This is a genomic window from Clostridium tetanomorphum (genome assembly GCF_017873215.1).
GTDB classification, from domain to species: Bacteria; Bacillota; Clostridia; order Clostridiales; family Clostridiaceae; genus Clostridium_AO; species Clostridium_AO tetanomorphum.
Genome location: NZ_JAGGKA010000010.1, coordinates 36285 through 51124, shown reverse-complemented (window position 1 = coordinate 51124; position 14840 = coordinate 36285). Strand labels below are relative to the sequence as shown.

Below are 14840 nucleotides of genomic sequence, written 5' to 3'. Positions count from 1 at the left end.
AAAGCATTTTAAATTTTGTGTATATTATTCTTAGTTATTACCTTTTAAATCATATAACTGCTGGGAGTTCATTTCACCTAGTCTACCCATTTGCTGATTTTCTGAATCTGTAGACTTCTTTTCCATGTCATTATTTTTTATTTCACCATTTGATTGAGTAACATCCTTCCATTGATTTTCTGGAACAATCTTACCATTTTCTTTAACCCAGTTCATAATATCACTGCTTGAATCTCTTCCTCTCATCCCTCCTACCATTACATATCTTACTTCTCCTTTAGTAACCATTTTCTTGAATTCATCTAAAGTAAGTATTTTATCACTTCCTGAAAAACCTCCAAGAGCCATTACAGACTCACCTGTATTAATTATTATGTCTTGAGCCTCATTAGCTGATGAAACTACTAAAAGATATTTTTCATTTGTCTTATTGCTTTGTAAAAACTCTATAAGTTTTGTATTTTTACTATTAAACTCCTTTCCTCCAAATCTTGGAGCTTTATTACTAGAAAGAAGCTCTAAACCAGCAGAAGGTGTAACTGCATTAAGTTTATTGTATATTGGAGTACTTGCACCAATTGCAGGTGTTACTAAAATCCCCATAAATCCAATAGTTACTAGTACTTTTTTAAATTTTATAATTTTATTCTGTTTTAATTCATTATCAATATTCTCTGAAATTGTTTCTTTATTTTTTACTAAATTAGTTATTCCAAGTGCAATGGAACATACAAAACATAAAATTAGTGATGCTATAATTATCACTTTCATAGTATTTGGTATATTGTTAAAATAGGATAGCATTAATAATTGAATTAAACCCTCTATAATAAATGCCACTGGTAAAATCCATGATTTCCATTCATTTTCTTTATAAAGCTTCCACATTTCTGTAACTCCAATTCCTGTTAATGCTGCAACTGGTGGTGCCATCATGGTTAAATAGTATGGATGAAATAATCCTTTCGTATAACTAAAGTATATAAATTCAGGTACTAACCAAATAATCCATAACATTAAAGATAACTTTCTTTCATTATCAAAAGGAAATCTTAATTTTTCTTTTATTGCTGCTGCTAAAAATCCAAATATAGCAAGTGGCAAAAACCAAACTATTTGATCTGATAAAACATTTTTAGAAAATAATCTTGCAATATCAGCTGGTGTTTCTCCTCCAAAAGACCCTGCTAATCCTCCTTGACCATGTCCCATGTCTCCCATTTTAGGTGGCTGCATATCTCGCCCATTTGGGTTAAATTCCATCTGTCCTGAATATTGTCCGTTGCCATTAGAAATATTTCCTATCATTCTTCCATCACTACTTTGATTTTTATTTTCTGTATTTTCAGTTGCACTAGAAGTGCTATCTATCTGATCTTTAGGTGGCTTAATCTCCTGTCCATCTTTACCTGGAGCTGTTCCTCCTGGTGTTCCATTGCCGCCAATAATTCTCTCTAAACCATTATGTCCAAATATAAGTTCTTTAACTGTATTATTTGTACTACTTCCCACGAATGGTCTATTTTGCGCTGGTACTAAATCTACTACTACAGCCCAAGACAAAGATACTGCAAAAAGAACAACTGTACCTATAATAAGATGTTTTATTCTATTTTTGAAAGGTATAACTGAACCTAAAAGATAAGTTATATATAAAGCTGGAGCTATCATATAAGCCTGCAACATTTTTATATTAAATCCAATACCTACAAGTGCTAAACTTATAATAAGATACTTAATTTTCCCTTTTTCTGCTGCTTTTAGAAGAGCTAAGCAAGCAAACAACAAAGTTACAAGAAGTAAATTGTCTATTGTATTACTTCTACTTGCTGCTACAAAAACTGGAGTTACTGCAAGACATAACGCTGAAATTAATCCTGCTATACTTCCAAAGGATCTTTTAACAAGGTGATATATAACTCCAACAGAAATTACTCCTGCAAGAGCTTGAGGTAAAAGTATACTCCATCCACTAAATCCAAATATTTTTGCTGATATAGTTTGTATCCAAAAACCCAAAGGAGGTTTATCAATAGTTACAAATCCTGCTGGATCAAAGGATACAAAAAAGAAATTTTTAAAATTCATAAGCATACTTTTTACACCAGCAGCATAATATCCATTTGCATATCCTTCTATAGCTATATTGGCAAAATTTAATACTGCAGATAATATTAAAATTAGTGATAATGCTAAAGTTTCTTTTGTAAATTTTATTTTTTTCATAATTTATCGCCTCCCATTAGAAAGTTCTATGTTTCATTTTTAAATATTTATTTCAAAATTCACCATTATACTTGATTGAACACCAATAACTTATAACCAAGAAAATTTGTTATTTGAGCTATAAAAGTTACAACTATTTTTGCTGCATATACATTAAAATTAAAATTATCTATAAAAACTCTCATAGATATTATTGTAATTATAAGCGAAAATATATTAACTAAAATAAACTTCAAAAGTTCATGAACTGTCTTTTTACTAGCCTTTTTACGTTCAAAAGTCCAATTTTTATTAAATATAAAGCTATTTAGAATACCAAAGCTATATCCTGCTATTTGACTTATGGCATAATTTAATCCAAATAAACTATTAAACACTGTAAATACAGTAAAATCTATAATAGTATTTAATACTCCAACTATAGAAAAACGGCTTACTTTTTTAAATCTTCCATTAAAAATATAATTGGTTATTCTACCTACTATTTTCATAATTTTTATCAACTCTCTTATAATTTATTGTGCTTTCAATTATATAAATAGGTCTTCCCTTACTTTCATCAAAAATTCTACCAATATATTGTCCCATTACACCTATGCTACCAAGAATTAAACCAAACATCATTATATTAATTAACATAATCAATGCAAAGTTTATTACTTCTGTTCTATTAAATATATTTTTTATAATAATAAATATAGATGTAACTATTCCTCCTAAGAAAGCCATACTGCCAAAATATCCAGAGATTATAAGAGGTTTATAAGAAAAAGACGTTATGCCATCTAAAGCTAGCTTCATCATTTTCTTTAAAGGATATTTAGTTTCCCCGGCAAATCTTTCTTGTCTTACAAATTCCACACATGTTTGTTTATATCCAACCCAGCTAACTAGCCCTCTTACATATCTATTTTTTTCAGGGAGTGCTATCATAGCATCACATACTTTTCGATCTATAAGCCTAAAGTCTCCTGTATCTACAGGAATATCAATAGTAGTCATACTCTTTAGTATTCTATAAAACATTTTAGCAGTGAATTTTTTAAAAAATGTCTCTCCCTGTCTTTTTACTCTTTTTCCATATACAACCTGATACCCTTCCTTCCACTTCTCAATCATCTTAAGCATGACTTCAGGTGGGTCTTGAAGATCTGCATCTATTACAATTACTGCTTCTCCTAGTGCTAAATCCATTCCTGCTGTTATAGCAGCTTGATGACCAAAATTTCTTGAAAAATTAATAAGTTTTATATTTTTATCATTGTTACATATGCTTTTTACTTTATCTATTGTTCTATCTCTACTTCCATCATTTACAAATATGATCTCATAATTTTCTTTTGTAGAACCCATAACCTGTTTTAATCTTTTGTAGCTTTCATCAATAACAAGTTCTTCATTAAATAAAGGCACTACCACAGAATAAACTATAATTTCACTCATTTCTCTCACCTCAATCATTTTAAATTTAAAATTATAATGCTTAATCTATATCTGTATTTTAGATTTAAATTGTCACAGTTTTGTTACAGTCTAATCACAACTTAACTACAATTTAAATGTTATAATAAATATATAAATACAATTTATTTCATAGCTATCATATAATTCATCATAAAAAGTTTTTAGGAAGAAACTATTTTATGAAAAAAATATCTTGGGAAATGATGAAAATCATTTTATTTTTATTGTTAACATTTATGTTATTATTTTTTTTAGGCATAATATGGTGGCCACTTTTTATCATTTCATTAATTCCATTTACTATTGGTCTAATTATTATGTTTAAAAAATGCCGTTGTCCTTATTGTGGTACAAGAGAGAATATGGAACGTCTACTGTATGCTAAAAATCACATATTCCACTGTCGTAAGTGCGGACAAATTATTGAAATTGATACAGAAAGATAACTTCCGTTAAAAATCATCACATTGTTAACCAAAACAAAAGCCCAATGCAGATAATATAACTGCACAGGGCTGTTTTTTAAACTATTTAAATTAAAAAAATTTAATACACAAGCCTATAACTATAAGAGAATACGCAAGTATTTTCATTAATAAATAGTTATAACACTGAATCTTCTTTTCATCATTTATTATATATTTACATACAAAATAAGGTCTTGTATTTCTTTTGTATCATCCTATAACTTCCACTTCTTTTTCCTGTTAATGGATGAGTACTATTTATTTCATACCACTTTGCCCATGGATTTTTTAGATCCCATTTCATTAAATTAAGATTCAACTTACTTTCTCCTTCTAATTTATAAGTTGACAACATCAAAAAATCATTTTGAAGATTATTTGTGAAAGCCATACAAGAAGTTCTAGGATTTTCATCTTTATTTCTGCTAGCAGTACCATAGGCTATCTTTATTAAAGCACTTTTTAAATGTTCACCAGTTCCCATTATCTCTTTAGAAAAATTATCAGAATAATATTCCCTTATTCTTGAGAACCCCAAAACTAAAAATCCACTTAATAGATATGCTGCATAAGCACCTAATCCAATAATATATTTTTTATCTGTTTTCTTAGCTTTTGTTGCTATATATATCATAAAGTATCATTGGAATTAATGATACTATCATCATAACAATAAAATCATAATGCTTTATATGCCCTAACTCATGGGCAATTACAGCTTTTTGTTCTTCTTCATTTAATATGTCTAAAATACCTGTTGTAACCACTAATCTTGCATTCTTTGGAATGTGTCCATAGGTAAAAGCATTATTGATTTTCTTAAGACTAATTTATAATACTCCTTCAACTAATCGACTCCTTCCACATACTATTATAGATAATGTTATCAAATATGTTAATATATAGATTAATCTAACTCCATATTTTTAGCTTATTTTATTCCATTCCTCAAACAAAATAGACATAATATATTCATCATTATATTTTCCATCTCTAAAAAGTTCTTGTCTTAAAACTCCTTCCAACCTAAATCCACACTTTTCATAACATTTTTTTGCTCTTTCATTAAAAGAAAACACCTTTAACTTTACTTTATTCATGTTCATTTGTTCAAATATAAATTTAACTAAAGTGTTTATAACATCTGTTCCATATCCTTTTCCCCAATAATTTTTATCTCCTATAAATATACCTATAGTTGCTATTCTATTAAGCCAATTAATCTGATTTATTCCGCATCCACCTATATACTTGCCACTTTTTAAATCTTCTATAGCAAAATCATAACTATTCTCTGAATTTATAAGATTTTCAAACCATCTCTCTTCCTCTTCCAATATCATAGGATACGGTATTTTGTTTCCTAGTAATCTTTTCAACTCACTATCATTCATATATTCATAAGCTAAAGGTATGTCCTCTCTTTTGTAGGCTCTTAATTTAATTTTTTCTCCATAATACATAGAATAACCCCTCCATTTATTTGTTTTTATCCTATATTTTATCATTATCATAAATTAAATCCAAGCCATTTCTATTCTCTATGCCCTATTCATCTAATCTATCATTTATAATATAATAAGCGTGTTGTAAAGTTTATATTATTTATGCAATCTATTTTCCCATTAAATTCAATTTGACACTAACTTACTATAATGCTATAATGATTGCCAGAGTGTGAAGGTCACACGAAGGGGTACACCACCATGGGTGTAGTTCTTCGTGTGGCCTTTTTTGCTTAACAAACAAAAAAGAGGTGAATAAATGATAAAAGTAAACGGTAAACAAATACATAATGCAAATGGAATATCTTTATATAATCTTCTTATTAATGAAGGATATTCGTTAATAAGAATTGTGGTTGAATTAAATGGTGAGATAATATCAAAATCTCAGTATAACCAGATAAATATTAAAGATGGTGATTCCTTAGAAGTAGTTAGTTTTGTGGGAGGTGGCTAGAATCAAGCATACCATTATCTTAATTATAGAATACGTTTAAAGGAGAAGATATAATGAAAAAAGATACATTCTCAATTGGAGGCCATGAATTTTCCTCCAGATTTATCCTAGGATCAGGAAAATACAATTTAAATTTAATTAAAGCAGCAGTAGAGTATGCTGGTGCAGAGATGATTACATTAGCATTAAGACGTGCTAATACCAATAGTCAGGAAAATATTTTAGACTATATTCCAGATGGGGTAACTTTACTACCTAATACATCCGGAGCTAGAAGTGCAGAAGAAGCAGTTCGAATTGCAAGACTGGCAAGAGAAATGAGTTGTGGAAACTTTGTAAAAGTTGAAATTATTCGTGATTCAAAATATCTATTTCCCGATAATTATGAAACCATTAAAGCTACAGAAATTCTTGCCAAGGAAGGGTTTATAGTAATGCCATATATGCATGCGGATTTAAATGTGGCTCGTGATTTAGCTAACGCAGGAGCTGCCTGTATTATGCCATTGGCATCTCCAATTGGTTCTAATAAGGGACTATGTGCAAAAGATTTTATAAAAATATTAGTAGATGAAATTGACCTTCCAATTATAGTTGATGCAGGAATAGGTCGTCCATCTCAAGCCTGCGAAGCTATGGAAATGGGGGTTGCAGCTGTTATGGCTAATACTGCAATCGCAACTGCTGGTGATATTCCAACTATGGCAGGAGCCTTTAAACAAGCTATTGAATCAGGACGTGCAGCCTATCTTTCTGGTTTAGGTCGTGTATTGGACAAGGGTGCATCTGCCTCTTCACCATTAACTGGATTTTTAAAACAATAGGAGGTTTAGTCATGAATAAGCAGCGTATAAATCATATGGAATATATGCTAGGAATGGAAGTACTTAAGTCAGACGTAATGGATCAAGTTATCAGCCGTATGGAGGCCTATGATTACAATCAATATACAGCAACAGATGTACAAAAAGCTTTAAGTCATGATTCTCGTACAGTAGAAGACTTTGCAGCTTTATTATCTCCTGCAGCTGCCCCATTTTTAGAAGAAATGGCTCAGTTAGCACAAAAGGAGACAAGAAAACATTTTGGTAATTCTGTTTATATGTTTACCCCTTTATATATAGCCAATTACTGTGAAAATTATTGTATTTACTGCGGATTTAATTGCCATAATAAAATACGTCGTGCAAAATTAAATTCAGAAGAAATAGAAAAGGAAATGCAGGCTATATCTAAAACTGGTTTAGAAGAAGTTCTGATCCTTACTGGTGAAAGCCGTAAGATGTCAGATGTAAAATATATTGGTGAAACATGTAAAATTGCACGTAAATATTTTAAGCTAGTAGCTTTAGAAGTATATCCTATGAATTCTGATGAATATGAATATCTTCATCAATGTGGTGCAGATTTTGTTACTGTATTTCAGGAAACTTATAATTCAGATAAATATGAGACTCTTCATCTGGAAGGACATAAGCGTATATTTCCATATAGACTTAATGCTCAAGAAAGAGCATTAAAGGGTGGAATGCGTGGCGTTGGCTTTGCAGCTTTGCTTGGCCTAGATGATTTTCGTAAAGATGCTTTTGCTACAGGAATACATGCATATCTTCTGCAAAGAAAATATCCTCATGCAGAAATTGCATTTTCATGTCCAAGGCTTAGACCCATTATAAATAATGATAAAATCAATCCTAAAGATGTACATGAACCACAGCTTTTACAGGTTATTACAGCATATCGTCTCTTTATGCCTTTTGCAAGTATTACTATTTCGACAAGAGAATGTGCCAGATTCCGTGATAATGTAATTGGTTTAGCAGCTACTAAGATTTCAGCTGGTGTCAGCACTGGCATTGGAAGTCATGTGGAAGAAATAGATGATACAGGGGATGACCAATTTGAAATTGCAGATAGCCGCTCTGTAGAAGAAGTATATCAGTCAATAAAAGACCATGGATTACAGCCAGTAATGAATGACTATGTATATGTCTAAAGTTAAATTCAAGTAATATTTTTTCTAAAATTGCTAAACAAAGAGCTGTCCGAAAATATATTGTAATATATTTCTTATTTTCAGGCAGCCTCTTTTATCTCTTAAGCAAAAAATGTATAATCTTTTTGAGTAAAATACTATTAATGTTCTTTTAATTTAAAATATATTTACTCTGGTCTATTTGCATATTTTAAAGCTAAAAGTACCCTATCTTCTAAAAAATAGTTGCGCTTTCCCTATAGTTTATATTTTCATGAATTTAAAGGTCTTTTAGATCAATATTATCTTTAAAATGTATTGTGTTAAATCCAAGTTTTTTTGCTCCTTCAATATTTATCTCCGTATCATCAATAAAAACTGATTCTTTGGGATTAATTTTGTATCTTTCTATTAATTTATTATAAATATCTTTTTCAGGCTTTAATAATTTTTCTTTAAATGATACAACTCCTCCATCAAAGTATTTAAAAAACTCATGTCTATTAGTAACATTTTCAAAAGCTAGCATATGAAAATTTGATAGATAATAAACTTTATATCCTTTATCTTTTAGTCTTTTTAATGTCTCTACTATATCCTCAATAGGTGTAAGCATCTCATACCAATTGTCCATAACTACTCTTATTAGTTCGTCATTTCCATTACTTCTACTACATATTCTTTCTATAGCTTCTTCTTCTGTAATTACACCTTTATCAAGCATGGCCCATTCTTCACTTAAAAATATTTCTTCAAAAATTTCTTGAATCTTCTCTTTATCACTTACCTTTTTGTGTAAATACTCCATTGGATTGAAATTTATTAATACATTACCTAAATCAAAAATAACATTCTTAATCATTTAATCCCCTCATTCATTCTAGATTCACTTGATCTTTATATCCAAAGTTTATACCCTACATTTAAAACTTAGATGTTAACGTACCTTGATGAAAAATCATTTTCTATGTGCCATTAAAGCATTTCCATATAGAACTACGAAGTGAATATTTTTTAGATTCATTTAATTCACTATGTTTAATTACTTTATACATTGATAATATAACATCATGAGATAGTAATTTTATTGCAAATTCTTTAATTTCCCAATTTATTTCAACAGAATCATTATTTTCATCAAACACATCACCTTTATTATAGTAATATACTTGTCCAGAGCTAGAAAATTCCGTAAAATCATCTGAAAGCAGTTCACTTATTCGTTTTGCTGATTGCCGTGTTTCAGTTTTTAATGCTTCTTTTTCAAGGTCATATATATGTTTTTCAAGCAATTCTGTTTTCATTATTATCCTCCCGAAATATTGTCATTAAGCCTAATCTTGAATCCTTTCTCTATTATTTTACTACTATGTCATTTACATATCAATGAAATAAAACCAAACTTTGTTATATTTTATTGTATAATAGTCCATATTTTTGTGATATAATAAATTTGAACATTTATGTCAAACTGTTCCATAATGTTTAAAAATTGAAAACCATTTTATTTGCAGGGGAACTTATTTAGTTGAGAAAGATTAACATCTGACCCTTAGAACCTGTTAGCTAATACTAACGTAGGGAGCCAAATCACCTACGCTAGGTGTATGTGATTTTTGAGTGCTTCTTAAAAAAGCACTCTTTTTTATTTTGAAAGGAGTTGTTGTAAAATGAAAAAAGTTTTAAGTATCGCAGGCTCAGATTGTAGCGGAGGCGCTGGAATACAAGCAGATTTAAAAACATTTTCCGCTCATGGTGTTTTTGGAATGAGTGTTATTGTTTCTGTAGTAGCAGAAAATACAAGTCGTGTAATAGACATACAGGATGTTACACCAGATATTATTGAAAAACAAATAGATGCAATTTTTGAAGATATTGATGTTGATGCAGTAAAAGTGGGTATGCTATCCACCCCACCTTGCATGGAAGCTGTTGTAAATAAACTACATCAATATAAACCTCAAAATATTGTAATTGATCCAGTAATGTATGCAAAAAATGGATGTCCTCTAATGAACCCTAATTCAGTAGATACCTTAATAAAAATTGTTATTCCTTGTGCTGATGTTCTTACTCCTAATATTCCTGAAGTTGAAAAAATAGCAAACATGAAAATTAATTGTACTGATGACATGAAAACAGCAGCAAAAATAATTTATGAAATGGGCTGTAAAAATGTTATCGTGAAAGGTGGTCATGCTATAGAAAATGCCTTAGATATTCTTTATGATGGAAAACAGTTTTATAACTTTCAAACTCATCGTATAAACACTAAAAATACACATGGTACAGGCTGTACCTTTTCTTCTGCTATTGCTTCAAACCTAGCACTTGGCTTTTCTATACCACAAGCAATAGAACAAGCAAAGAAGTATATAACAACGGCTATTGAACATTCTCTTCCTATTGGTAAAGGAAACGGTCCTACTCATCATTTTTATAACTTATATGAGAATGGCTTGTTCAAAGGAACTAATGAAAAATAACATTAATAAAATCTTTATTGAAAGGAGAATTTAGTTTTGGATAACTTCAAAGCAGCAATTTTTGATTTAGATGGAACATTGCTTAATTCAATGGATGTATGGGAAAAGATAGATATAGATTTTCTTAATAAAAGAGGATTGTCAGTTCCAAATGGATACATAAATGAAATTTGTGCACGTAGCTTTCAAAAAGCGGCTGAATATACAATTGGCCTGTTTGGGTTGGATGAAAAAGTGGAAGATATAATTATCGAATGGAACAACATGGCTATACATGAATACAGTTGCAACGTTCAATTAAAACCATATGCAAGAGAATATTTACTAAAATTAAAATCTTTAGGTGTAAAACTAGCAATTGCCACAGGATTGCCAAGGGTTCTTTATACTCCTGCCCTGCAAAATAACAACATTCTTCAGTTGTTTGATACAATATGTTCTACAGATGAAGTTAACTATGGAAAGGAACGTCCAGATGTTTTTTTGTTAGCAGCTGAAAGGTTAGGCGTATCTCCAAAAGACTGTATTGTTTTTGAAGATGTAGCTCCTGCCATAGAAAGCTCCAAAAAGGCAGGTATGAAAGTTTACGGAATATATGATAAGTATTGCGAAATGTATAAAACAGATATTATAAATATTGCTGATGGTTATTTATATGACTTTTGTAATGCTCCTATTCCAGAAAAAAGGTGAGGTGAAACTATGGTAGAATTGTGGGATTTATATAATGAAAATAGAGAAAAAACAACTTTGCAGCATCAAAGAGGAAATCCTATACCCTCAGGACTTTATCATCTTGTAGTAAGTATATGGATAAAAAACCAGGATGGGAACTATCTCATGTCACAAAGACATCCAGATAAACCATATCCAAAATGTTGGGAATGTACCGGCGGTTCTGTTTTATTAGGAGAAACAAGTTTACAAGGAGCATTGCGTGAAGTTAAAGAGGAATTAGGCATTGACCTTGAAGCAAGCGCAGGTCAATTACTCCATAGTGAACGTCGAGAAAAAAACCAGGATTTTTACGATGTGTGGCTGTTTCATTCAAATGCCACACCATATGATTTGGTATTACAAAAAGAAGAAGTTATCAACGCAAAATGGATGTCAGAGCATGAAATAAAAAATCTGTTTTATAATGGTTGTTTACATCCACTGTTAAATTATTTGCCATGGGATTTTAGCAATCCTATATAAATTAAAAATAACAAACATAATACCATTATAGCAAAAAGTACGAGGGAAAATTAAATTTTCCCCCACCTCAGTTTTCAGGAATTACGATTTCTCCTCTTTTAGGCATGACTTTTCCATCTTTGCCTTTTATATTCTTAAAATAAAGTGGTAATCCTTCTGCAAAAATCGGATAAATAGTTTTAGTTGGATCTTGACGTTGATGATGTATATGTAGGTGTGGTTCAGAAGTTGAACCTGAATTTCCGACTTTTCCAATAAATTCACCTTCACTTATCTTATCTCCTACCTTCAAATCTACACTACCTTTTTTCAAATGATTTAACAATAAATAAGTACCTGTTTCATCTATTTTTATATACACATGATTACCTTCCATTGATAAAAATTCTTCTGTATTTGGCGTTATATCCTCTTCATCATCATAGGCAGCAATAACTGTTCCATTAACAGGTGAAATAACCTCTTTATCATAAATCCCATAATCTTTAAGCTTATTACTACCTATATTCTCAGGTTCCATAACTAAATCATAGGCCCATCTTTCAGATGCCCATATAGAGTGTGGAGCATTTACCTCAATGGTATTTCCACCCCATCCAACTATAGATTTTTCCTTTAATGGCCATTTTACTGTAATTGAAGGTTGAACTTTATCAATATTAGCAGGATACTCCACCTTTAAAACATTGGTAAGCATTAATATAGGAAGTGCAGTTAAAATTGATAAAATAACAGCAATTAAAGATGGAATGTATTTTTCATTTTTAATTAAACATTTAATAAAAAATATCAAATTAATAACTAATAAAATAACGCCAAGTGGTGCAATCACCATTTTAGCTAATGCCCATGCAACGGCTCCTGTTATTCCATGAATAAGAAAAACACTTCCCCATATTACAACTAACATAATAATCATTATACAGTTTAATATACTAATAAAATTTACTTTCTTCATGCTATTCCTCCTTATTTTATTAAACGGTTATAAGTAACTTCTTAATATAAATATTTTTTGTCTTTTTTATTTTATCGATAATTTAAATATAAAATTTATTCAATATTTATATTTCTGGTTATACTAGATTCACTTATAAAATGTTTACCACCATCAGACAAGTAAAAAAAGCTATAAGAGAAACCTCTTATAACTTTTTTAATACTATCTATCGTATCTTCTATTGTTGTTTTATTGCTTTCTAGCTCTTCTGCAATCAGCACATCATTTAATATTTTAAGAAATATTTTCTACATTCTTTAATGCTGAAACAAGCGCATTTATACATTCTTCAACATCGCTGTTACTAGATTTATTATTACCTAGTTCTATAAGAACTGAATTACTAGATAGGTCTTGATTAAAATATAATATACCTTGTTCAAATAATGTTATTTCTCCTTTAACTGACTTTGATTTATTTATCTCTTTTAATAGATTTTCAGCAAATTTTTTATTACTTTCATAATGTGGACTTTTTTTAGCAAGTGTTATAAGTATTTTCTTTGTATCTGACTTAGGATTTTCACTTATATCTCGATGTATGTCGAGTAAAACTGCATTAACATAATCCTTTACATTATTAGTTATTATCTCACGAGAAGCTTCGTACGCCTTTGCATACTTCTTAGGCGGATTACATTTTATAAACTTACTATTTAACCCTTCTTTATTAAGTCTGTCATTAATTAAAGCAGCTGCATCTGTTACTTTTTTACCAGACACATATTCTTCATCAGCATGAGTGTTGTATATTACTATATTACGTGAAGACTTTTCTATAGTCTTCTCTTCACTCAATTTATTACTATTATTTAAAGTAACATTGCTTTTATCATCTGTGTTTTTAGCATTAGATTTCACTCCTGAATCCGAAAAATTGTGCCATGCTAGAATTCCTAAAGTAAAAACTACTGCTACAATTATAATACTTTTGTAAGTATTTCTCATATTTATTCACTTCCTTTCACATAATTATATTAGAACCTATGCTTTATTATGCGAAAATAAAGTGAATTCTCCATAATTAAAATTAATCCACATACCAAGTTTTTGCACTATAATGAAAACTCATTTTAAGTATCTTCTTTTCTCTATTTAAAGGATTGAAAAAAGTTTTTTAAGTCCTGTTTACACATCTCAGTCAAGTTATGCCATCGAGTACCTTGTACTGCACCTTCTAATGCACATAATGTATTGTAACATACAGTATTATCAATAATCTTTATTCTTATAAAAGCTTCTTTACTTCCTAAGCTTTTTAACATTTCTGGACTATTGATTTCTGCTTCTATTAATTTCTTTTCTAAGGTTTTGCCTATATTGGGCATATCAGATAGTTTTTCCATAAACAACCCCCTGCTTTTCTTTATTTGTCTTATAAACTTTATTTAGATTGATATTATCCATTTAATACTTTTTCATAACAATAAAATGGCTTTCCTTTTCCTATAAAACTCATTTCTCCAACAAAATTATATCCACACTTTCTAAATAAAGCATCCATTTTTTTATTTAATGAATATGTATCTGTTTTTAAATATTTTATATTGTTCTCTAAAGCTAATTTATCCGCAAATTTTATTAATTTTGTGCCAATTCCTTCTCTTCTACAGGATGGATTAACCGCCATTCGATGGATAACTATAGCTTCCTCATTCAATGACCAATTTAATTCATTGTATTCAACTGGTTGTACTTTATTAATACACACAAAACCAACTAATTTTCCTTCTTTTTCTTTAACAAATAAATGTTCCTTTTTAATATCATCTATAAAATCCTTTTCTCTAGGATAATTTTCGTCCCATTGATAATTGTTATAAGAATGCATCTCAACTATAGTTTCCTTTATAATTGCCATAATATCTTTTAAATCTTCTATAACAGCTTTTCTCATTTATTCCTCACCTCTAATTTTAAATTTTGTAAATATTATAGCATTTAATTTATTTAAAAAGAAACCCTTCTTAGTAAATATATTTTATTGCAGAGATACTCAAAATATAATTGAATTTACCAAACTATTGTTAACCTATTAAAATTTTAAAGTTTACAAATTG

18 protein-coding genes and 1 riboswitch are annotated in these 14840 nt (G+C 29.6%); of the genes, 6 read left to right on the top strand and 12 right to left on the bottom strand.

What is annotated here, in order from left to right; translation table 11 throughout:
• Positions 1-30: 30 nt before the first annotated feature.
• The 6 genes from J2Z24_RS11040 to J2Z24_RS11015 form a co-directional block, all read right to left on the bottom strand.
• Positions 31-2226 (bottom strand): glycosyltransferase family 39 protein, encoded by a 2196-nt coding sequence (locus J2Z24_RS11040; RefSeq protein ID WP_035144568.1) that lies wholly within the window; start codon positions 2224-2226, stop codon positions 31-33.
• 65 nt (positions 2227-2291) lie between these two features.
• The gene (locus J2Z24_RS11035) at positions 2292-2717 is read right to left on the bottom strand and encodes a GtrA family protein (protein WP_035144569.1); all 426 of its coding nucleotides are present in this window, start codon (positions 2715-2717) and stop codon (positions 2292-2294) included.
• A complete protein-coding gene (locus J2Z24_RS11030; protein WP_035144570.1) occupies positions 2701-3669 on the bottom strand; it encodes a glycosyltransferase family 2 protein in 969 nt (322 codons plus the stop codon). The genes J2Z24_RS11035 and J2Z24_RS11030 overlap by 17 nt, the downstream gene beginning before the upstream one ends.
• A 663-nt stretch (positions 3670-4332) precedes the next feature.
• Entirely contained in the window at positions 4333-4791 is a 459-nt protein-coding gene (locus tag J2Z24_RS11025; RefSeq protein WP_051593094.1) for a M48 family metalloprotease, read from the bottom strand.
• Positions 4766-4972, bottom strand: a complete 207-nt coding sequence (locus tag J2Z24_RS11020) for a M48 family metalloprotease (protein WP_338078437.1) — start codon at positions 4970-4972, stop codon at positions 4766-4768. Before J2Z24_RS11020 ends, J2Z24_RS11025 begins: the two co-directional genes overlap by 26 nt.
• Before the next feature lie 111 nt (positions 4973-5083).
• Positions 5084-5620, bottom strand: coding sequence for a GNAT family N-acetyltransferase (locus tag J2Z24_RS11015; protein WP_035144572.1), 537 nt, complete (start codon positions 5618-5620; stop codon positions 5084-5086).
• Positions 5621-5921: 301 nt separating this feature from the next.
• Here J2Z24_RS11015 and thiS point away from each other — a divergent pair, with 301 nt between their 5' ends.
• From thiS to thiH, 3 genes are read left to right on the top strand one after another with little or no spacing between them, the layout of a single operon-like run.
• Positions 5922-6119, top strand: coding sequence for a sulfur carrier protein ThiS (gene thiS / locus J2Z24_RS11010; protein WP_035144574.1), 198 nt, complete (start codon positions 5922-5924; stop codon positions 6117-6119).
• A 53-nt stretch (positions 6120-6172) separates the two neighbouring features.
• The gene (locus J2Z24_RS11005) at positions 6173-6943 is read left to right on the top strand and encodes a thiazole synthase (RefSeq protein WP_035144575.1); all 771 of its coding nucleotides are present in this window, start codon (positions 6173-6175) and stop codon (positions 6941-6943) included.
• A gap of 11 nt (positions 6944-6954) precedes the next feature.
• Positions 6955-8115, top strand: a complete 1161-nt coding sequence (gene thiH / locus J2Z24_RS11000) for a 2-iminoacetate synthase ThiH (protein WP_035144576.1) — start codon at positions 6955-6957, stop codon at positions 8113-8115.
• A 259-nt stretch (positions 8116-8374) separates the two neighbouring features.
• Here the strand turns inward: thiH and J2Z24_RS10995 are convergent, their stop codons facing one another.
• Both J2Z24_RS10995 and J2Z24_RS10990 read right to left on the bottom strand, forming a co-directional pair.
• Entirely contained in the window at positions 8375-8956 is a 582-nt protein-coding gene (locus J2Z24_RS10995) for an HAD family hydrolase (protein ID WP_035144577.1), read from the bottom strand.
• Positions 8957-9059: 103 nt separating this feature from the next.
• Entirely contained in the window at positions 9060-9398 is a 339-nt protein-coding gene (locus J2Z24_RS10990) for a DUF4440 domain-containing protein (protein WP_051593095.1), read from the bottom strand.
• A gap of 198 nt (positions 9399-9596) precedes the next feature.
• Positions 9597-9695: riboswitch (TPP riboswitch) on the top strand.
• 69 nt (positions 9696-9764) lie between these two features.
• Between J2Z24_RS10990 and thiD the strand changes: the two genes are divergently transcribed.
• Genes thiD through J2Z24_RS10975 form a run of 3 tightly spaced genes read left to right on the top strand, consistent with a single transcriptional unit; the run spans position 9765 to position 11780 of the window.
• Entirely contained in the window at positions 9765-10580 is an 816-nt protein-coding gene (thiD, locus tag J2Z24_RS10985; protein WP_035144578.1) for a bifunctional hydroxymethylpyrimidine kinase/phosphomethylpyrimidine kinase, read from the top strand.
• Between the two features lie 36 nt (positions 10581-10616).
• Positions 10617-11273, top strand: a complete 657-nt coding sequence (locus J2Z24_RS10980) for an HAD family hydrolase (RefSeq protein WP_035144580.1) — start codon at positions 10617-10619, stop codon at positions 11271-11273.
• A 9-nt stretch (positions 11274-11282) separates the two neighbouring features.
• Positions 11283-11780 (top strand): NUDIX hydrolase, encoded by a 498-nt coding sequence (locus tag J2Z24_RS10975; RefSeq protein WP_035144581.1) that lies wholly within the window; start codon positions 11283-11285, stop codon positions 11778-11780.
• Positions 11781-11847: 67 nt separating this feature from the next.
• Here J2Z24_RS10975 and J2Z24_RS10970 read toward each other — a convergent pair whose 3' ends face one another.
• From J2Z24_RS10970 to J2Z24_RS10955, 4 genes are all read right to left on the bottom strand, one after another.
• Positions 11848-12738 carry a M23 family metallopeptidase gene (locus J2Z24_RS10970; protein ID WP_173680186.1) on the bottom strand — a complete coding sequence of 297 codons (891 nt, stop codon included), beginning with the start codon at positions 12736-12738 and terminating at the stop codon, positions 11848-11850.
• 276 nt (positions 12739-13014) lie between these two features.
• Positions 13015-13728, bottom strand: a complete 714-nt coding sequence (locus tag J2Z24_RS10965; protein WP_051593096.1) for a stage II sporulation protein P — start codon at positions 13726-13728, stop codon at positions 13015-13017.
• A gap of 143 nt (positions 13729-13871) precedes the next feature.
• A complete protein-coding gene (locus J2Z24_RS10960) occupies positions 13872-14126 on the bottom strand; it encodes a TfoX/Sxy family protein (RefSeq protein ID WP_035144583.1) in 255 nt (84 codons plus the stop codon).
• Positions 14127-14179: 53 nt separating this feature from the next.
• Entirely contained in the window at positions 14180-14677 is a 498-nt protein-coding gene (locus tag J2Z24_RS10955; protein WP_035144585.1) for a GNAT family N-acetyltransferase, read from the bottom strand.
• Positions 14678-14840: the final 163 nt, after the last annotated feature.